Source organism: uncultured Faecalibacterium sp., assembly GCF_900066275.1.
Classification (GTDB): domain Bacteria; phylum Bacillota; class Clostridia; order Oscillospirales; family Ruminococcaceae; genus Faecalibacterium; species Faecalibacterium taiwanense.
The window spans coordinates 1-17363 of sequence record NZ_FMFG01000029.1; the positions used below are offsets into that span (position 1 = coordinate 1).

The 17363-nt window shown below is 55.0% G+C and carries 17 protein-coding genes, 2 tRNA genes and 1 pseudogene; 17 read left to right on the plus strand and 3 right to left on the minus strand.

Annotation, left to right across the window (positions count from 1 at the left end):
* Positions 1-64 precede the first annotated feature (64 nt).
* The 3 genes and pseudogenes from QZL71_RS09580 to QZL71_RS09590 form a co-directional block, all read left to right on the plus strand.
* Positions 65-136, plus strand: a tRNA-Glu gene (locus QZL71_RS09580).
* A 5-nt stretch (positions 137-141) separates the two neighbouring features.
* Positions 142-217: transfer RNA gene (locus tag QZL71_RS09585), tRNA-Lys, on the plus strand.
* Positions 218-277: 60 nt separating this feature from the next.
* Positions 278-460: pseudogene (locus tag QZL71_RS09590) on the plus strand (DUF6061 family protein); the annotation flags it as partial.
* Between the two features lie 65 nt (positions 461-525).
* On the opposite strand, the gene QZL71_RS09595 reads toward QZL71_RS09590, so the two are convergent.
* Positions 526-1209 carry a Crp/Fnr family transcriptional regulator gene (locus tag QZL71_RS09595; protein ID WP_294648589.1) on the minus strand — a complete coding sequence of 228 codons (684 nt, stop codon included), beginning with the start codon at positions 1207-1209 and terminating at the stop codon, positions 526-528.
* Positions 1210-1372: 163 nt separating this feature from the next.
* On the opposite strand from QZL71_RS09595, the gene QZL71_RS09600 reads away from it, so the two are divergent.
* Positions 1373-3916: an acyl-CoA dehydratase activase gene (locus tag QZL71_RS09600; protein WP_294648590.1), complete on the plus strand. Its 2544-nt coding sequence runs from the start codon at positions 1373-1375 to the stop codon at positions 3914-3916.
* Here the strand turns inward: QZL71_RS09600 and QZL71_RS09605 are convergent.
* Positions 3913-4617: a lantibiotic protection ABC transporter ATP-binding protein gene (locus tag QZL71_RS09605; RefSeq protein WP_294648591.1), complete on the minus strand. Its 705-nt coding sequence runs from the start codon at positions 4615-4617 to the stop codon at positions 3913-3915. The two genes, QZL71_RS09600 and QZL71_RS09605, sit on opposite strands and share 4 nt — an antisense overlap.
* 331 nt (positions 4618-4948) lie before the next feature.
* Between QZL71_RS09605 and QZL71_RS13290 the strand changes: the two genes are divergently transcribed.
* The 10 genes from QZL71_RS13290 (at position 4949) to QZL71_RS09655 (ending at position 12532) form a co-directional block, all read left to right on the plus strand.
* Positions 4949-5098 carry a helix-turn-helix domain-containing protein gene (locus QZL71_RS13290; RefSeq protein WP_363912671.1) on the plus strand — a complete coding sequence of 50 codons (150 nt, stop codon included), beginning with the start codon at positions 4949-4951 and terminating at the stop codon, positions 5096-5098.
* Positions 5040-5804 carry a zinc-binding dehydrogenase gene (locus QZL71_RS09615; protein WP_363912674.1) on the plus strand — a complete coding sequence of 255 codons (765 nt, stop codon included), beginning with the start codon at positions 5040-5042 and terminating at the stop codon, positions 5802-5804. The genes QZL71_RS13290 and QZL71_RS09615 overlap by 59 nt, the downstream gene beginning before the upstream one ends.
* A gap of 170 nt (positions 5805-5974) precedes the next feature.
* Positions 5975-7006, plus strand: coding sequence for an SPFH domain-containing protein (locus tag QZL71_RS09620; RefSeq protein ID WP_294648593.1), 1032 nt, complete (start codon positions 5975-5977; stop codon positions 7004-7006).
* Complete coding sequence (locus QZL71_RS09625) at positions 7006-7206, plus strand: PTS ascorbate transporter subunit IIC (protein ID WP_005940562.1); 201 nt, start codon at positions 7006-7008, stop codon at positions 7204-7206. Before QZL71_RS09620 ends, QZL71_RS09625 begins: the two co-directional genes overlap by 1 nt.
* Before the next feature lie 231 nt (positions 7207-7437).
* Positions 7438-8433, plus strand: coding sequence for an LCP family protein (locus QZL71_RS09630; protein WP_294648594.1), 996 nt, complete (start codon positions 7438-7440; stop codon positions 8431-8433).
* Positions 8434-8510: 77 nt separating this feature from the next.
* Positions 8511-9074 carry a hypothetical protein gene (locus tag QZL71_RS09635; protein WP_154258493.1) on the plus strand — a complete coding sequence of 188 codons (564 nt, stop codon included), beginning with the start codon at positions 8511-8513 and terminating at the stop codon, positions 9072-9074.
* Positions 9075-9216: 142 nt separating this feature from the next.
* On the plus strand, positions 9217-10038 hold the full coding sequence (locus QZL71_RS09640) for a YveK family protein (protein WP_154258495.1): 822 nt from the start codon (positions 9217-9219) through the stop codon (positions 10036-10038).
* On the plus strand, positions 10035-10781 hold the full coding sequence (locus QZL71_RS09645; RefSeq protein ID WP_294648595.1) for a CpsD/CapB family tyrosine-protein kinase: 747 nt from the start codon (positions 10035-10037) through the stop codon (positions 10779-10781). Before QZL71_RS09640 ends, QZL71_RS09645 begins: the two co-directional genes overlap by 4 nt.
* Positions 10778-11488 (plus strand): CpsB/CapC family capsule biosynthesis tyrosine phosphatase, encoded by a 711-nt coding sequence (locus QZL71_RS09650; protein WP_294648596.1) that lies wholly within the window; start codon positions 10778-10780, stop codon positions 11486-11488. Before QZL71_RS09645 ends, QZL71_RS09650 begins: the two co-directional genes overlap by 4 nt.
* Before the next feature lie 201 nt (positions 11489-11689).
* Positions 11690-12532: a response regulator gene (locus QZL71_RS09655; protein WP_294648597.1), complete on the plus strand. Its 843-nt coding sequence runs from the start codon at positions 11690-11692 to the stop codon at positions 12530-12532.
* Positions 12533-12687: 155 nt separating this feature from the next.
* On the opposite strand, the gene hisS is transcribed toward QZL71_RS09655, so the two are convergent.
* Positions 12688-13929 (minus strand): histidine--tRNA ligase, encoded by a 1242-nt coding sequence (gene hisS, locus QZL71_RS09660; RefSeq protein WP_097774680.1) that lies wholly within the window; start codon positions 13927-13929, stop codon positions 12688-12690.
* A gap of 123 nt (positions 13930-14052) precedes the next feature.
* Between hisS and QZL71_RS09665 the strand changes: the two genes are divergently transcribed.
* The 3 genes from QZL71_RS09665 to QZL71_RS09675 all read left to right on the plus strand — a co-directional run bounded on the left by QZL71_RS09665 (position 14053) and on the right by QZL71_RS09675 (position 17284).
* Positions 14053-15270, plus strand: a complete 1218-nt coding sequence (locus QZL71_RS09665; RefSeq protein WP_294648598.1) for an MFS transporter — start codon at positions 14053-14055, stop codon at positions 15268-15270.
* Positions 15271-15566: 296 nt separating this feature from the next.
* Positions 15567-16268 (plus strand): iron-sulfur cluster assembly scaffold protein, encoded by a 702-nt coding sequence (locus tag QZL71_RS09670; RefSeq protein WP_044953520.1) that lies wholly within the window; start codon positions 15567-15569, stop codon positions 16266-16268.
* A 17-nt stretch (positions 16269-16285) separates the two neighbouring features.
* Entirely contained in the window at positions 16286-17284 is a 999-nt protein-coding gene (locus tag QZL71_RS09675; protein WP_005935035.1) for a GGGtGRT protein, read from the plus strand.
* Positions 17285-17363 lie beyond the last annotated feature (79 nt).

Here is a 17363-nt window from a genome sequence, read left to right on the forward strand (position 1 = left end):
ACTTGTGCCGAAGATAGTTCGCTGGAAACGGCGCGTGAAAATAGGTAGTCGCCGACTTTTATATGGCCCGTTGGTCAAGCGGTTAAGACAGAGGCCTCTCACGCCTTTAACATCGGTTCGATTCCGGTACGGGTCATATTTGCACCTCTAGCTCAGTTGGTAGAGCAACTGACTCTTAATCAGTGGGCCCAGGGTTCGAGTCCCTGGAGGTGCACCACATCAACAAAATCCGAACTTTTTTCCGATAGGAGAAGGGTTCGGATTTTTTGTATTCTATGGGAGAAAAATTTCCATTGACTGTACCGGGGTTGAGGATGCACTGGATGTGACCATGGCGCAGCAGACGGAACTGGACTACCTTATCTACAATGACCCACTGGGCTATGCGGATTTGATTCTGAACGGCGACCCGAAGGAATATTTGAAGAATGTGTCCGGTAGTCGTACACTAGAAGATTAAAAAGTAATTGTCTGTCGAACAAAAACATTCGGCAGACAATTTTTTTCATAGATTTAGAAGTACTGTCAGTTCCAACCATACAAAAACGTTGGATTCAACAGGTGAATCTTTGCACCGGAAAAATCAAGGATCCTCTCATCGCGCATCCGGCACAGCTCACGGGAAAGAGCACTGCGGTCCACACAGAGGAAATCTGCCAGTTCTGTCCGGGTGTAGGGCAGACTGTAACAGCCTTTTTCATCGGGTGTCAAGGTTTGAAGATAAATCTTCAGACGATCTCGAAGCCGTTTTTGTGCTAAAATACGCACTTTGGTGTTAAAAAAGAGAAGCTGCTGCGCCATATCCTGCATAAGATTTGCTGTGACTTGCATCCGGCAGGGACAGGTCAGCGTTTTCTGTGACAGCAATGCGCTGAAATCCAGCAGCATTACAGTACAGTCCGAACTGGCACGCAGACAGACCGGACTTGTCGTCCAGCCAGTACAGGCCAGTTCTGCACCAAATATTTCTCCGGGATGAAAACGGCAGATGCTGATTTGATTGCCATTTTCATCATAAAAAAATTCTTCCATCGTGCCATCCAGCAGAACACCCGTATTGTGGCTCTGCTCACCCAGCTCGACGATGTGCGCACCACGAGGATATTCACGGACAGTCGCATTCAAGCAACTAAGGACTTCCCTATATTTTCGTGGCTGGATGCCGTTGAACATGCCGCATTGCTGTAAAATTGAATAATATTGCTCCATCTTAAAATTTACTTTGCCGTTGCCATAACAACGGACACTCCGAGGTAGTTGTGTTAAACTCTTGGTTAGAGATGTCTAATTAAAAGGCATCATTATTATACGGTATAAAGTTTGAAATGTCAAACCCTATAACGTTCAGGGTTGATATCGAAGGAGTGACACAATGCTTTCGTTGGGAATGGATATCGGTACATCAACGGTCAAGTTGGTGCTGCTGAAAGATAAAGAAATTGAAAAGCAGTGGATGGCGGTGCATCACGGCAACCCTTTTGTCTGCCTGAAAAAGGGTCTTTCCACGTTGGAACTGGCGATGGATACTCCGTTTTCACTCTGTGTGACCGGAAGCAACACGGAGGCTCTGCTGGAGCAAGATTCAGCCATTCCCTCTTTAGGCGATATCCCAGCTATCGTCGAGGGTGTGCGCTGGATCATTCCGCAGGTGGGTTCGGTCATTGAAATTGGCAGTCAGGGCGCGCGATTCATCACGGACTTGCAGAGCCGCGCACCTCAGTTTTCAGTCAACGAACACTGCGCGGGCGGTACAGGTTCGTTCTTTGAAGACCAGATGTCTCGCGTGGGCTGCAGGCTGGGAGATTACTCTTCGCTGGTAGAGCAGGCACAGAGTGTTCCACGCCTTTCCGGTCGGTGTGCGGTCTTTGCCAAAACAGATATCATCCACCGCCAGCAGGAAGGCGTTTCCACGCCGGATATCCTGTTGGGGTTGTGTTATGCCATGATCCGGAACTATAAGGTGACCATCGTGCGGCGGCTGCCGATCTGTAAACCTGTGGTATTCTGCGGTGGTGTTACCTGCAATGCAGGCGTGATCCGAGCCATCCGGGATGTATTCGGGTTGAGTGAGAAAGAACTCATCGTTCCGGAGTTTGCCCGATATGAAGCGGCTCTTGGTGCTGCACTCAAAGCATCCGGCTCGTTCACGTTACGTCAACTGAATGATTCTCTGGACCGTACACTAACAACACACCACATGGTCGGAACATTGCCCAAACTGGAACTGCGCTCCGGCACGAGCCTTGCGGAGCCAAACGCTACCAAGATCATTCCAGAAAGTGGCTGCGCATTGGGCATCGACATCGGTTCTACCAGTACCGATCTTGTTCTGGTCGGTGCTGACGGTGAACTGGTAGACTTTCAATATCTGCGCACCGCAGGTGACCCGGAAGGAGCTGTCCGCAAAGGCCTTGCAAGTATTCGTCAGCGGTTTGGTGATATCCGGTTCACCGCAGTCGGTGTGACCGGTTCAGGGCGAGAGCGCATCGGCAAACGCATCGGAGCAGATGCTGTCCGGGATGAGATCACTGCGCAAGCCAAGGGAGCTGCTCATTGGGTGCCGGAAGTCGATACCGTGTTTGAGATTGGCGGACAGGATAGCAAATACATCAGCATCCAGAACGGTGAAGTTGTGGATTTTCAGATGAACAAGATCTGCGCTGCCGGTACCGGTTCTTTTGTGGAAGAACAAGCTGCCCGTATGGGCATCCCACTGGCGGAGTTTGGCCCATTAGCCTTATCCTCTGAACATCCGGCATCCTTGGGAGAACGGTGCACGGTGTTTATCGAAACGGCCATTGCGTCCGCTTCCGCTGAAGGTATTTCACGGGCGGATATTGCCGCAGGCCTTTGTCACTCCATCGTACAGAACTATCTGCATAAAGTTGTTGGTTCTAAACCTGTGGGGCAGCACATCGTTTTGCAGGGTGGTGTCGATTACAACCCCGGCATTGTGGCGGCATTCCAATCCGCATACGGCGACCGTGTACAGGTCAGCCCGGTCTTTTCCATCAGTGGTGCGTATGGCGCGGCTTTGCTGGCACAGGAAGCTGTGGGCGACGCACTCAGTCGATTTGTGGGATTTGACAGCCCGGCAAAGGACGCAGAGGACAGCCGCAGTGCGGAGATTCAGAAGAATATTGACTTCTACAAGCAGGCAGACAAACTGCTTTTGGAGGGTTACACTGGCAAACGTGACCCACGTAAAAAGACCGTAGGTGTGCCTTTTGCGTTGATGATTCACAAGTTCTTCCCGATGACGAATGCCTTCTTTACCTCGTTGGGCTTCAATGTCGTCCTGACTGACCCCACCAGTGAGGAAACGATCCGGCTGGCTCAGAAGACCGCACAAGGGGAGACCTGCTACCCGGTCAAACTTATTTACGGCCATATGCAGCAGCTCATCGACCAAAAAGTAGATTATATCTTCCTGCCCACCATCCACACGATGAAGCACGAAAAGAGCCGTGTGAAACACAACTACGGCTGCGTCTATATGCAGACGGCAGCCGCATCCATTGCCAAAGCTCTGGACATTGAGAGCAAGGGCATCACTCTGCTCAGTCCGGTATTCGATTTCGATTTTGGGCAGGAAGCTATGGCATCTGCAATGCTGGGACTGAGCAAGATTTTAGGAATCCCGAAACCGTTTTGTGCCAAAGCTCTGCTCAGTGGTGCCATGGCGGTGCGCCGCCATACCGCCGCCGTGGAAAAACAGGGCAAAGCTCTGCTGGCGACCCTGAGACCGGACGATAAAGTGTTGGTGCTCATCACCCGCAACTACGGCGTTTCCGACCCCATCCTGAACATGGGCATCCCGGAACTGCTGTTGGAACGCGGCTATAAAGTCATCACGCTGAGCCACCTGCCCGGTCATGCGCTGGACATCTCCGATGAATATGCTATCTCCATTTAATATCCCTCCTTACCATTTCTGCGAATAACATCCATAAAGAGTTTTTCCAAATCTTCACCGGCGCGAAGCTCTCCCTCATATCCAAGGACGCCGCCAGCAATGATACCCACATGATCTACAATCTGCTGGACTTCTGACAGAATATGGCTGGACAAAATAACTGTAATCCCTTTGCAGGGAAAAGAGCGAATTAACTCTCGAAGTTCCTCAATCCCTAAAGGGTCAAGGCCGTTAGTCGGTTCATCCAGAATCAAAAGCTGGGGACTGTTCAGCAATGCAATAGCAATACCAAGCCGCTGCTTCATACCAAGAGAAAACTGCCCGGCCCGTTTCTTGCCGGTATTCGTGAGCTGGACAATTTGCAATACCTCGTTAATTCGTGCATCGTCCAGGCCGAGCAATGTAGTTCTGACTTTGAGATTTTCGTATGCAGTCAGATTTTCGTAAAGCGGGGGCATCTCAATCAAAGCACCGATATGCTCCAGATCATTCCGCTTCCACGGGTGGCCGTCAAACTCGATGCTTCCCGATGTGGGGCGCAAAATGCCGGTGAGCATTTTTAAGATCGTGGATTTGCCAGCCCCATTCGGCCCCAGCAGACCATAAACCGAGTTGCGCCGGATGTTCAGTGACACATTGTTTACCGCCATTTGCCCCTTGAAATTTTTGCAGAGGTCAGTCGTTTTCAAAATCATATCCATATAATCAAGTCCTTTCTTTGATTTTACGGATAGCATACCGGGCAATTTTGAAGATTTCATAAAGATTCCCGAAAACAGAATATGAACAATACACCGTAACCGTGGAGCATATCGCAACAAAGCACCAACCTACGCATATAGGGCCTTAAAAAGCCCTATATTTCAAGGTTTTTCCCGCATAGTCGGCGGGGTATGTGAGTGTTTTATCCTATCCCCGCCATAGTGCCGCTCTAAATGCGTAGAATTTACCAGCAGAAAATCGCCGGTTTCTCTGGCTCCATACTCCCAGATATGGTATCATGGAAAAAATCAATCTGACGGGGGTATCAGGATGGACGGACAAGAAAAGCTGCTGGACTATGAAACAATCAAAGCCGCCGTTGCCGGTGAGAAGTGGGCCACAGAAAAGGTGCTGGCCCACTATCACCTACTGCGGCAAGTGCTATGCCTGCCGCTGCGGCCACCACAATGTCTGCCGTGAACTGAAGGTTCTGGGCTGCATCGTGGACGGCATTTTTCAGGAATATGTGGTCATGCCGCGCAGCCAGGTGTATGAGTATGATGCTTCCAAGATGACTTATCAGCAGGCTGCTCTGTGCGAGCCGTTCACGATTGGCCTGCAGGCAAACTGGCGCGGCGATGTGCGCCCCGGCGATGTGGTGCTGGTGCACGGCGGCGGCCCCATCGGCCTGATCGTTGCCAACATTGCAAAATCGCGCGGCGCTACCGTGATCGTGTCTGAGCCGAACGAGAGCCGCCTTGCCATGGCAAAGGACTTTTGCGCAGATTACAGCATCAACCCGATGAAGGAAGATCTGGATGCGTTCATCAACAAACTGACCGACGGCGAGGGTGTCAACGTGATCTTTGAGGCCGCAGGCGTTCCCGCACTGCTGGCACATGCAACCAGCCAGCTTTCTCCCGCAGGCCGTCTGGTGGCTATGACCTTTGGCAAGGAGCCGATCCCCGTGAATTTTAAGGAGATCAACGCAAAGGAACTGACCATTCTGGGTACCCGTCATCAGTACCAGAAGTTCCCCGAGGTGGTCAAGATCCTGCCTGACCACCTGAAAGAGGTCGATGAGATCACCACGCATGTGTTCAAGGCAGAGGACTTCCAGAAGGCATTCGATACTCTTGCAGACCGCAACAGCGGCGCTGGCAAGGTGGTGCTGACCTTCGCCTGAGAGCAAGTGCCCCTTACATTATAAAAAGATAAACAAAAAGGAGCTGCTGCACAGTGTTTGTGCGGCGGCTCTTTTTTTGCCTGCGGAGGACTTGACAAGAATGATATAAAGTGATATGATTTTGATATCACAAAGAAACGCTTCCGCACCCTGTGAAGGAGGGAACTGTTATGGAAGAGAAAATTCTGCAGACCAAAAAGAACGGCATGGTCATGCTGCTGCTCACCCTGCTGGGCTATGCTGTTACCGTCCTGCTGTTTTTCTACAGCATCATTCTGCTGGACGAAAGCCTGTTTCCGGGCATCCTGCTCACGATCCTGTCCATCGCATACTGGGTGGCGGGCATCTTCCTGCTCTGCGGCCTGAAGGTGTTAAAGCCCCAGGAAGCACTGGTGCTCACCCTGTTCGGCGATTACATCGGCACCCTGAAGGGACAGGGGTTTTACTGGGTGAACCCCTTCTGCACCGCGGTGAACCCGGCAGCTGGCACCAAACTGAGCCAGAGCGGTGATGTGAACAGCGGCGAGACCGGCATGGCGGTCCTGCTTAAGGCAGGTAACAGCAGTTCCCAGACCGCAGAATCGACCAGCAAGAAGATCTCGCTCAAAATGATGACCCTCAATAACTCCCGCCAGAAGATCAACGATTGTCTGGGCAACCCGGTGGAGATCGGCATTGCGGTCATCTGGCGCGTGACCGATACCGCAAAGGCCGTATTCAATGTGGACAACTACAAGGAGTACCTCTCCCTGCAGTGCGACAGCGCTCTGCGCAATGTGGTGCGCGTTTACCCCTATGATGTGGCTCCCAATGTGGACACCACCGGCGACGGCGTAGCCGATGAGGGCAGTCTGCGCGGCTCCTCGGAGGTGGTAGCCGCCCGCATCCGGGACGAGATCCAGAAGAATGTAGCCGAGGCCGGCATCGAGGTAGTGGAAGCCCGCATCACCTATCTGGCCTATGCGCCGGAGATCGCAGCCGTGATGCTGCAGCGCCAGCAGGCAAGTGCCATCATCGATGCCCGCAAGATGATCGTGGACGGTGCTGTGGGCATGGTGGAAATGGCCCTTGAACGCCTGAATGAGAACAAGGTAGTGGAGCTGGACGACGAGCGCAAGGCGGCAATGGTCTCCAACCTGCTGGTGGTGCTGTGCGGCAACCGTGATGCCCAGCCCATCGTGAACAGCGGCAGCCTGTACTGATGGCAGAACCAAAAAAGCAGGTGCCCCTGCGCCTGAACGCGAAGCTCTACGATGCCCTTGCCGCCTGGGCCGAAGATGACTTCCGCTCGGTGAACGGGCAGATCGAATATCTGCTGACGGAGTGCGTGCGGCAGCGCAAAAAGAACGGCAAGTATGTCTCGGACCAGATCGATGTGCCGCCTGAACTGGATATTAAATAAAATACCAATTGGCCCCGGCTGTGCGGATGAACTCTGCATGGCCGGGGTTTGTGTTTATCTGTGGCTCCCTAAAGGCTGAAAATGCGAAATTTCCTGCCGGAAAATAACGAAAATACATTGACAGTTGCACACCTGTGACGATATAATAGACCAAGGAATATCTTTCTGTGGCAATGGAAAGACCTTCCCGCAGAAAACTATATTCCGAAGAAAAGAGGGAAGCTTACCCGCTTGAACAGACAAAAACAACATCGTGGTGCCGCTGCTGCGCTGGCTGTGCTGGTGCTGGCAGCTGTACTGCTTTTTGTGGGCGGAAGCTGGCTGGAAAAGCGCAGCCAAAAGCCGGAGACCCGGACGGAGCTGCCGCAGGAGACCGCTGAGACCATGGAAGTGGACGGCGTGACCTACCGCAGGCGCACAGATCTGACCACCATCCTTGTTATGGGCATCGACCATGACAGCGAGGTGGAAGCAGAAGGCTCTTATCAGGGCGGTCAGGCGGATTTTCAGCGGCTCATTGTGATAGACAGCAAAGACAAGACGGTCCGTCAGCTCAAGATCGACCGCGACACCATGGCAGAGGTGACGGTGCTTGGCATGCTGGGCAATCCGGTGGGCACCACTCAGATGCAGATCAGCCTTGCCCATGGCTTTGGCGATGGCAAGGAGGAAAGCTGCGGCTATGCCCGTGATGCGGTGTCCCGCCTGCTGCAGGGGGAAAACATTGATTTCTATCTGGCTATGAGTCTGGACGGCATCTCGGTGCTGAATGACCTTGCAGGCGGTGTGACCGTGACGCTGGAGGATGATTTCTCCGCAGCAGACCCGGCCATGACCAAGGGAGCTACCCTGACGCTGCAGGGCGATCAGGCTGAGATTTTTGTGCGCAGGCGCATGGATATTGGCGAAGGCACCAACGAAGCCCGCATGGTGCGGCAGGAGGAGTATCTTGCACAGCTTTCCGCACAGCTGGAAAGCAGGGTACAGCAGGATCAGCAGTTCACCGCACAGGTGTACGATGCGCTGCAACCTTATCTGGTCACCGACCTTGCAAAGGGTCAGCTGGTCAATGAGGTGTGGGCCGCAAAGGACGATACTGTGGAACCTGCCATTGCACTGGAGGGCGAGCATAAGGTGGCAGAGGACGGATTCACCGAGTTCTATCCGACCGAAGCTTCCATCCAGAAAGCGGTTCTGACGCTGTTCTGGGAGCCTGTTGAAGAATGATGTAAATGTTGAAAAGCATTTGCGATAGAAAGCAGCATCTTGGGGAGTGCGGCTTGAAGTGAAAGGAGATCTTCATTATGAAGAAAGTTATCAGCGCTGTTCTGACCGCTGCTATGGTCGTGGGCATGGGTGTGTCTGTTCTGGCAGCAACGCCCAGCAAGACTGTGGCAGATGAGGTCAAGGCCAGCGGTTCTGCTACCGTCACCGGTGTTCTGGGCATTGTCAGCGATGTGAAGGTCACTGCCAAGGAGGATACCGCTCAGGTCGAGGAAGTCCTGCAGGACATCACTTCTGATGCAGACCTGCAGAAGGCTGCGGGCGCTTCGAAAGAAAAGAAGACGACTATAGATGTTACTGTAACGCAGGCCTTTGAGATGCAGACCTCTAACCTGCTCGACGCTGCAAATGTTAAGCTGACCATTGAGTCCAAGGTCATTGAGGCTGCTTACGAGGACAACGAGCAAGTTACCGTTCTGGTGGCTGTGCCCAAGACGAAGGCAGACGGCACTGTGACCTATACCTACTATACTGTGCCCGGTAAGGTCGTGGATGGCAAGATCGTGGTGAACCTGAAGGGCCGTCAGGTCAAGCTCTATGGCTCCAACTTCATTCTGGTGGCCGTGAAGACCATTGAGGGCTAAGAACTAGAAATGTTCTGCGGTGCTCCCTGATGAAAAAGGGAACGCCGCATTTTTGGCGTATAGGATTCAGAGAAATAGAGGAAAGGGCGCAATGCCCGGGCCGCATGGGCGGCAGTATTATAAGGTTATAAGGAGTGAAATCGTGCAGCAAGATACTTTTATGAAGGAGCGCACAGCTTTAGCGGTACAGCCGGAACAGGGAGAAGATACCATTGATCTGCTGGAACTGTTCATGGGCCTGCTGGCCCACTGGACGCTCATTGCAGCCACGGCTGTGGTGGGTGCCGTACTGATGGCGCTTTATACGTTTTTTCTGGTAACGCCGATGTACAAGGCAACGGCTACCATCTATGTGGTCAGCCGCAATGATTCGGTGCTGAACTTCTCCGATCTGCAGGTCGGCAGCGAGCTGACCAGCGATTACATCAAGGTCTTTGAAATGTGGGAAGTCCACGAAAAGGTCATCAGCAACCTGGATCTGGATTACACCTACACCGATATGGCCAGTATGCTGTCTGTCACCAACACCAGCGACACCCGTATGCTGGATATCACGGTCACGAACCCGGATCCGGAAGAAGCAGCAGCGATCGCAAACGAGTATGCGGATGTGGGCGCAAAGTACATCTCGGAAAAGATGAAGACGGACGAGCCCACCCTGATGTCTTCTGCGCGTGTGCCGGAGAACCCGTTCAGCCCCAACAAGGCCAAGAACATCCTGCTGGGCTTTGTAGTGGGCTTTGTGCTGGCCTGTGCCGTGGTGGTGCTGCGGACCATGCTGGACGATACCTACAAGTCTGCCGATGATATCCGCAAGTATACCGGCATGGTGGTGCTGGCATCGATCCCGCTGGCCGATGCTGGCGAACAGCCGAAAGAGAAAAGCGAGTTCAAGCGCCGCACCAAGCGGTTTGCCAATGATGTCCGCCGCCGTGTGGGTGGCAGCTCTGGGAGGAAAGCATGAAACAGCTGAAGATCACAAAATTTCCGGCTCTGGATTATGCGGGAAATGAAGCCTTTAATACCCTGAGCACCAACCTCTCCTTTGCAGGTGCGAGTGTCAAAAAGATCATGATCACCAGCTGCCATGCTGCAGAGGGCAAGAGCTATCTGTCCATGAACCTGATGCGCACGTTGGCACAGCGCGGCATCAAGGTGGCGCTGGTGGACGCAGACCTGCGCCGCAGCATGGTCAACAGTGACTACGGCCTGAAATATGAGGATGGCCGCAGCGACGGCAAGGGCCTCTCCCATTTTCTGGCCGGCATGGTGGGCATGGATGAGGTCATCTACCAGACCGACATCCCCAACGCGATCATGGTGCCGGTGGGCCGCGATGTGCCCAACCCGCTGGCGCTGCTGACCAACAGCCATTTTGCCGAACTGCTGGATATGCTGGCCAGAATGGCAGATTACGTCATTGTGGACGCACCCCCGGTGGGCGTGGTCATCGATGCGGCGGAGATCGCCAAGGCATGTGACGGCACCCTGATCGCAGTGAACTACAACGATGTGAGCCGTCAGGAGCTGCTGGACGTGAAGCAGCAGATCGAGCAGACCGGCTGCCCCATTCTGGGCACCGTGCTCAATCAGGTGGATTACGATAATTACATGGGCCGCAAGTACTACAAATCCTACTCAAAGTATGGAAAGTATGGTTATTACAAAAAGTATTATAAGCGGAGCCACGAAGCGGAAAAGAAATGAGCGGCTTTACGGATTATCATGCGCACTTCGTCTACGGCGTGGAAGATGGTGCGCAGACCAGAGAAGAAATGTATGCCATGCTGGATGCAGCGGCAGCAGATGGTGTGCGGCACCTGTTTGCTACCTCGCACAGTACGCCGGGCATGGAACGCTTCCCGCAGGAAGTCTATGACCGGCATCTGGCGCTGGCCCGCGCATACTGCACACAAAAAGGCTACGACCTGAAACTGGAGCACGGCTCAGAGCTTTTGTATACCCCTGCGGCGGGGTATGCGGCGGCGCAGCATCAGCTGCTGACGCTGGGCGATACGGACTGGGTGCTGCTGGAATTTGTGCCGAACATAACGGCAAAGGAGCTGGAAGCGGCCCTGCGGGAGATCACCGGTGCAGGCTACCACATTCTGGTGGCCCACATTGAGCGGTATCCCTGCCTTGCGCAGCACGGCCTGCTGGCCCGCCTGCATGAGCAGTACCGGCTGCGCTGCCAGATCAACTGTTCGGCTGTGCTGGACAGCGGCTTTTTGCAGCGGATGCGGCTGGAGCACTGGGTCAAGGCGGGGCTGGTGGACGCGGTCTCTTCCGATGCACACAACTGCACCTCCCGCCCGACCCGAATGCGGCAGGCGTATGAGCGGCTCTGCACCCGTGTGGGACAAACGACAGCACAAAAACTGACCGGACTGGATGGCACAGAGTATCTTGTATAGTTGCTTTGACTGCCGGAAATGAAAATGGGAAAGATGCCTCTTTCAGCCAGCTGCTTTATGAGGAAACTGATGGGGAAGGAACGTCCTTTTGTAAAGAAGTGTGGAGCTTCTGGCTTTTTGTGCAAAAAAACTTGCGAATCAAAGGACAAAGTGTTAAACTGAAACAGGGAACATGTATGGTAAACTTGCGGGGGTGTACGAATGAAGATACTGGTCGTCGATGATGGACAGCTTGCAATCAACTCGCTGATCCGCATCCTGTGCCGCGTTGCACCCGACTGTGACTATATCAGCGCCATGACGACCGAGGATGCACTGAGCTGGATGCGTCAGGGGCCGATGGACGCGGCTTTCCTCAACCTGGAAATGCCCGGAATGAACGGGCTTGCTTTGACGCGCATGATCCAGAAGCTGCAGCCGCGCTGCAACATCATTGTGGTAACAGAGCACCCGGAGTATGCGCTGGAAGCGCTGCAGATCTTCGTGAGCGGCTTTTTACTCAAGCCTGCAAACGAGGCAGATGTGCGCAATGTGCTGGAGCATCTGCGCTACCCGCCGGAGAATGCCCCTGTCGGCATCAAGATCCAGTGCTTTGGCAATTTTGAGATCTTCGTGGGCGGGCGCGCTTTGGCCTTCAAGCGCAGCAAGAGCAAGGAGCTGCTGGCCTATCTGGTGGATCGCAATGGTGCCACCTGCACCAACGGCGAAATGCTGGCCGTGCTGTGGGAGGATAAGCCCGACACCGCATCGCTGCACAGCCATCTCCGCAATCTGATCTTTGACCTGAGCCATACGCTGGAGAATGCAGGTGTTACCGGCCTGCTCATCCGCGGCCGCAGCACACTGGCACTGGACACCAGCAAGGTGGATTGTGATTATTACAATTTCCTGAGGGGCAGCCGCTCGGCCACCAATTCCTATCGCGGCGAGTATATGACCCAGTATTCTTGGGCAGAGGTGACCCGTTCAGCGCTGCGCCAGCAGGCAAATGTGCAGAAAACAGCCTCGATCCCCAGTTACTATGTGCCGCCTACCGGCTTTTAAACCAGAAAAAACAAGAACACCTCAGAAAATCGCTCGATTTTCTGAGGTGTTTTTTCTTGACATAAAAATACCCCAAGAGTACTCAGAGTTTTGTTTTTACTCTGTCTACTCTAGGGGTAGCATATCAAAAGTAAAGGGGCTTTGTGTGCAATTATTTACTGCTGCGCAAAAATTTTGATCTCATCCTTATCCATAAAGGCGGCACCGGAAAAACCGGAAGCTTCCAGCTGGCCCAACTGTTTGCCCAGCTTCTTGGCCTGCTGCAGAACGGTGACATTGTAGCTGCTGCGCAGGTCTGCAGCCTTGGCAAGAACGGCGGTGAAGTCGGCATCCTTGCCGTACAGCAGGGCGATCTTCTGCTTTGCGCCGGGGATCTGGTAGCCCTGCTCCAGCAGAATGCCACACACCCGCTCGAAGCCGATGGAGAAGCCCACGGCGGGCACCTGAGTGCCCAGGAACTTGCCCACCATGTTGTCGTAGCGGCCGCCGCCGGCCACGGCACCGCTGAACTGCGGGCAGGTGATCTCAAACACCATGCCGGTGTAGTAGCCCTGACCGCGCACCAGACTGGGGCAGTAGGCTACCTGATAGCGGCCTGCAGCCATGGCGTTGGCGGTAGCAAGGACATACTTGAGGTCGTCGGCAATGGCGGGGTCTGCGCAGCGGGCAGCCACGGCATCCAGCGTGACTTCGCCTGCGGCAATGAAGTCGGCCAGTGCGTTGATGGCATTTTCCGGCAGCTGCTTTTCGGTCAGCTCAGCCTTCACACCATCGGCGCCGATCTTGTCCATCTTATCAAAGGTGATGCAGACGGAATCCAGCGTATCAGCGGAAAAACCCATGCTCTCCAGCATCCCGCGCAGGATGCGGCGGTCATTGATGTTGACGGTGAAGCCGGTGAAGCCGATGTTCAGCAGGGCACGGGTGGTCACGTCGATCAGTTCCACCTCGGCATTGGGGGAAGAATCGCCCAGAATGTCGATATCGCACTGTACGAACTCGCGCAGACGGCCCTTCTGCGGGCGCTCGGCGCGGAACACACGGTCGGTCTGGATCACCTTGAAGGGGCTGGGCAGCTTATCCTTGTTGGCGGCATAGTAGCGGCTCAGCGGCAGGGTCAGGTCATAGCGCAGGCCCATATCGGAAAGCTGCTTGGGGTCGCCGGTGTTCAAGGCGGCGGTGAGCTTATCACCGCGCTTGAGCACCTTGAAGATCAGGTTCAGGTTGTCGCCGCCGTCGGACTTGTCCAGATTTTCCATATCCTCCAGCATGGGGGTGGAAATGCGCTCGAAGCCGGACGCACGGTAGGTCTCCAGAATTTTGCCCTGAATGTAATCGCGCAGGGTCTGCTCTGCGGGCAGCAGGTCGCGCATGCCCTTCAATGCCTGTGTTTTCATAAGATGGTTCCTCTCTATATAAATCAATGTAAATGCTTTTACCTTATTCATTATAAAGGAATCTGCCGTTTTGTCAATTGAAATGGGCACACTGTAAGGGAAAAACCATTCGGAGGGCAGGCAATGAAACAGCAATTTACAGCAAAACATCCGTGGACCATCCTTGCGGCGGGCGCAGCCATTCAGGTGCTCACGGGCATCCCGGCGGCGTGGGGCGTATTCCAGCAGCCGGTCATGGACGAGTACGGCCTGAGCGAGCAGGGGGCAGGCTATGCCTTCGGCATCCTCATTGCGGCGTTCGGCGTGGGGTGCGTCCTCGGCGGCTTTCTGCAGGACAGCCGAGGCCCGCGGTGTGCGGCTCTGTGGGGAACAGCGCTGCTGTGCGGCGGATTTTTTGCAGCGGCCATGCTGCCGGGCGGCAGTGCGGTCAGCTTTTTTCTGGCATTCAGCATCCCGGCGGGGCTGGGCACGGCGTTTCTGTACCCATCCATCCAGTCCTGCGCACAGAAGTGGTATGCCGGGCGCAAGGGCCTTGCCACCGGCGTGATCGGCGGGGCGGTGGGCCTTTCCGGTGCGTTCCTCACCGCGTTCGTGCGCACGGCGGTCAGCGGCTTTGGGATCGTGCAGGGCATCCGGGGCGCGTTCTGGGCACTGGGAGCCGTCACGCTGCCCGTCTGCCTTGCGGGCAGCCTGCTTTTGCAGGACCCGCCGCAGGATGCCGAAAAACAGCAGCAAAACGACAAAAATACCATTGACCTTTCCCCATGGCAGATGCTGAAAACAAAGCAGTACTGGCTGTGCGCAGGCGCGGTGTGTTTTTCCACCCCGGCGGTGCTTCTGTTCAGCCCCATCATCCTGAAGCTGGGCGTGGAGCGGGGGCTGGACGAAAGCGCTGCATTGTGGAGCGTGGTGCTGGGCAGCGTGGGCAGTGCGGCGGGCCGCCTGCTGATGCCCATGCTCAGCGATAAAATTGGCCGCAGGCCCACCGATCTGCTGCTGTTTGCGGTGTCGCTGGAGCTTTCGGCAGGGTTTGCGTTTGCGCAGGGCTGGTGGGTGATCGCCTGTTATGCGGGGCTTACCTTCTGCTATTCCGGCCTTGCAGCAGTGCTGCCCGCCCTTTCCACCGATCTGTTCGGCCTGCCGCACGCAGGGGTGAACTACGGTTTTCTGGCACTGGGGCAGAGCGTGGGCAGTCTGGCCTTTCCGTTTGCAGCAAATCTCTGGGGGTTGGAAGCCGGGCGGCACTGGCTTGCCGTGGGCGGCGCAGCGGCGGGCTTTGCGGCCATGTGGGTACTGAAGCCTGCCGGGCAGACACCGCGCAGGCAGGACACAGGAGCGTGAAATTTGCCCTCTTGACATAGTTGACAAAAACTTGACGAATGAAATGACAAAAGCATCCGAATTGACAGTTAGCGGAAGGCAACTGCAAATAGTTTTGATGTTTTTTACCGGAAATGTATTGCAAAATCCGTCAGCTTTCTCTATAATAAAATCATGCGTGGTAGTACCGGTTAAGGCGCTGAAAGAGAGCGGCGCGCCCGGTCAGATGCAAGCAGCAAAGGGCAGCGGCTGTGCCGGCAGGGCGCGGCGGCGGCTTTGTGCTGCAAAGCAACATTTGTCAAAAGGAGAGTATGATTATGACCTATTCGCAGCAAGTACAGAATATGTGCCCGATCACCAAAGGTCCTAAGCATGGTCCGGCTCCCATCCCCGAAGAGGGCGCATGGGTCAAGGCCTATGAGATCAAGGACATCAGCGGCTACACCCACGGTGTGGGCTGGTGCGCACCTCAGCAGGGTACCTGCAAGCTGTCCCTGAACATCAAGAACGGTGTCATCGAGGAGGCTCTGGTGGAGACCATCGGCTGCTCCGGTATGACCCACTCTGCTGCTATGGCAGGCGAGATCCTGCCCGGCAAGACCATTCTGGAAGCTCTGAACACCGACCTGGTGTGCGATGCCATCAACGTTGCTATGCGCGAGCTGTTCCTGCAGATCGTCTACGGCCGTAGCCAGACTGCTTTCTCTGAGGACGGTCTGCCCATCGGCGCAGGTCTGGACGACCTGGGCAAGGGCCTGCGCTCCATGACCGGCACCATCTTCTCCACCAAGGCAAAGGGCGTCCGTTATCTGGAGCTGACCGAGGGCTATATCAACAAGCTGGCTGTGGATGCCAACGATGAGGTCATCGGCTATCAGTTCGTCAAGCTGGGCAAGATGATGGAGGATATCCGTCACGGCAAGACCCCCAACGAGGCTTATGAGAAGAACGTGGGTACTTACGGCCGCTTCAGCAAGGAGCAGGGTGCTGTGAAGTACATTGACCCGCGTGAGGAATAAGAGAGGAGGAACAACTCATGGCAACTTTTGAATCTATGGATCGCCGCATGCCGAAAATCGAGGCATGCCTGAAGGCTAACGGCCTGGAGTCTCTGGACGCTTGCAACGAGATGCTCCTCGCTAAGGGCATCGACTGCGACAAGATCGTGCGCGGCGTTCAGCCCATCTGCTTTGATAACGCTGTCTGGGCATACACCCTGGGCACCGCTATCGCCGTCAAGCGCGGCCTGACCGATGCTGCCGAGTGTGCTGCTGCCATCGGCGAAGGTCTGGAAGCTTTCACCATCCCCGGCTCTGTCGCTGAGCAGCGTCAGGTCGGTCTGGGCCACGGCAATCTGGGCGCTCGTCTGCTGAGCGAGGACACCACCTGCTTCGCTTTCCTGGCAGGCCACGAGTCCTTTGCAGCTGCTGAGGGTGCTATCGGCATCGCCCGCACTGCAAACAAGGTCCGCAAGACCCCCCTGCGTGTCATCCTGAACGGCCTGGGCAAGGATGCAGCTTACATCATTTCCCGTATCAACGGCTTCACCTATGTTCAGACTGAGTACGACATCCCCACTCAGACCCTGACCGTCGTCAAGGAGATTCCCTTCTCTGAGGGCGAGCGCGCAGCTGTCAAGTGCTACGGTGCAAACGACGTTATGGAAGGCGTTGCCATCATGAAGAAGGAGGACGTTCAGTGCTCCATCACCGGCAACTCCACCAACCCCGTCCGCTTCCAGCATCTGGTTGCCGGCACCTACAAGAAGTGGGCCATCGAGAACGGCAAGAAGTACTTCTCCGTCGCTTCCGGCGGCGGCACGGGCCGTACTCTGCACCCCGATAACGTGGCCGCAGGCCCCGCAAGCTACGGCCTGACCGACTCTCTGGGCCGTGTGCACGGCGATGCTCAGTTTGCAGGTTCTTCTTCTGTGCCTGCACACGTTGAGATGATGGGCCTGATCGGCATGGGCAACAACCCGATGGTCGGCGCTACCGTCGCATGCGCTGTTGCTGCAGCTCAGGCTAACGCCTAAGTTTTTCCTAAGTTTCAGCGAGGGGAAGCTGCTTTCCGAATGAGCAGCTCCCCCTTTTTTGCTGATAGATGTCCGAACA

Bases quoted from the DNA above. Each gene is read 5' to 3' on its own strand.
- QZL71_RS09595 (WP_294648589.1), bottom strand. From the start codon at position 1,209: ATGGAGCAATATTATTCAATTTTACAGCAATGCGGCATGTTCAACGGC.
- QZL71_RS09600 (WP_294648590.1), top strand. From the start codon at position 1,373: ATGCTTTCGTTGGGAATGGATATCGGTACATCAACGGTCAAGTTGGTG.
- QZL71_RS09605 (WP_294648591.1), bottom strand. From the start codon at position 4,617: ATGGATATGATTTTGAAAACGACTGACCTCTGCAAAAATTTCAAGGGG.
- QZL71_RS13290 (WP_363912671.1), top strand. From the start codon at position 4,949: ATGGACGGACAAGAAAAGCTGCTGGACTATGAAACAATCAAAGCCGCC.
- QZL71_RS09620 (WP_294648593.1), top strand. From the start codon at position 5,975: ATGGAAGAGAAAATTCTGCAGACCAAAAAGAACGGCATGGTCATGCTG.
- QZL71_RS09625 (WP_005940562.1), top strand. From the start codon at position 7,006: ATGGCAGAACCAAAAAAGCAGGTGCCCCTGCGCCTGAACGCGAAGCTC.
- QZL71_RS09635 (WP_154258493.1), top strand. From the start codon at position 8,511: ATGAAGAAAGTTATCAGCGCTGTTCTGACCGCTGCTATGGTCGTGGGC.
- QZL71_RS09645 (WP_294648595.1), top strand. From the start codon at position 10,035: ATGAAACAGCTGAAGATCACAAAATTTCCGGCTCTGGATTATGCGGGA.
- QZL71_RS09650 (WP_294648596.1), top strand. From the start codon at position 10,778: ATGAGCGGCTTTACGGATTATCATGCGCACTTCGTCTACGGCGTGGAA.
- QZL71_RS09655 (WP_294648597.1), top strand. From the start codon at position 11,690: ATGAAGATACTGGTCGTCGATGATGGACAGCTTGCAATCAACTCGCTG.
- hisS (WP_097774680.1), bottom strand. From the start codon at position 13,929: ATGAAAACACAGGCATTGAAGGGCATGCGCGACCTGCTGCCCGCAGAG.
- QZL71_RS09665 (WP_294648598.1), top strand. From the start codon at position 14,053: ATGAAACAGCAATTTACAGCAAAACATCCGTGGACCATCCTTGCGGCG.
- QZL71_RS09670 (WP_044953520.1), top strand. From the start codon at position 15,567: ATGACCTATTCGCAGCAAGTACAGAATATGTGCCCGATCACCAAAGGT.
- QZL71_RS09675 (WP_005935035.1), top strand. From the start codon at position 16,286: ATGGCAACTTTTGAATCTATGGATCGCCGCATGCCGAAAATCGAGGCA.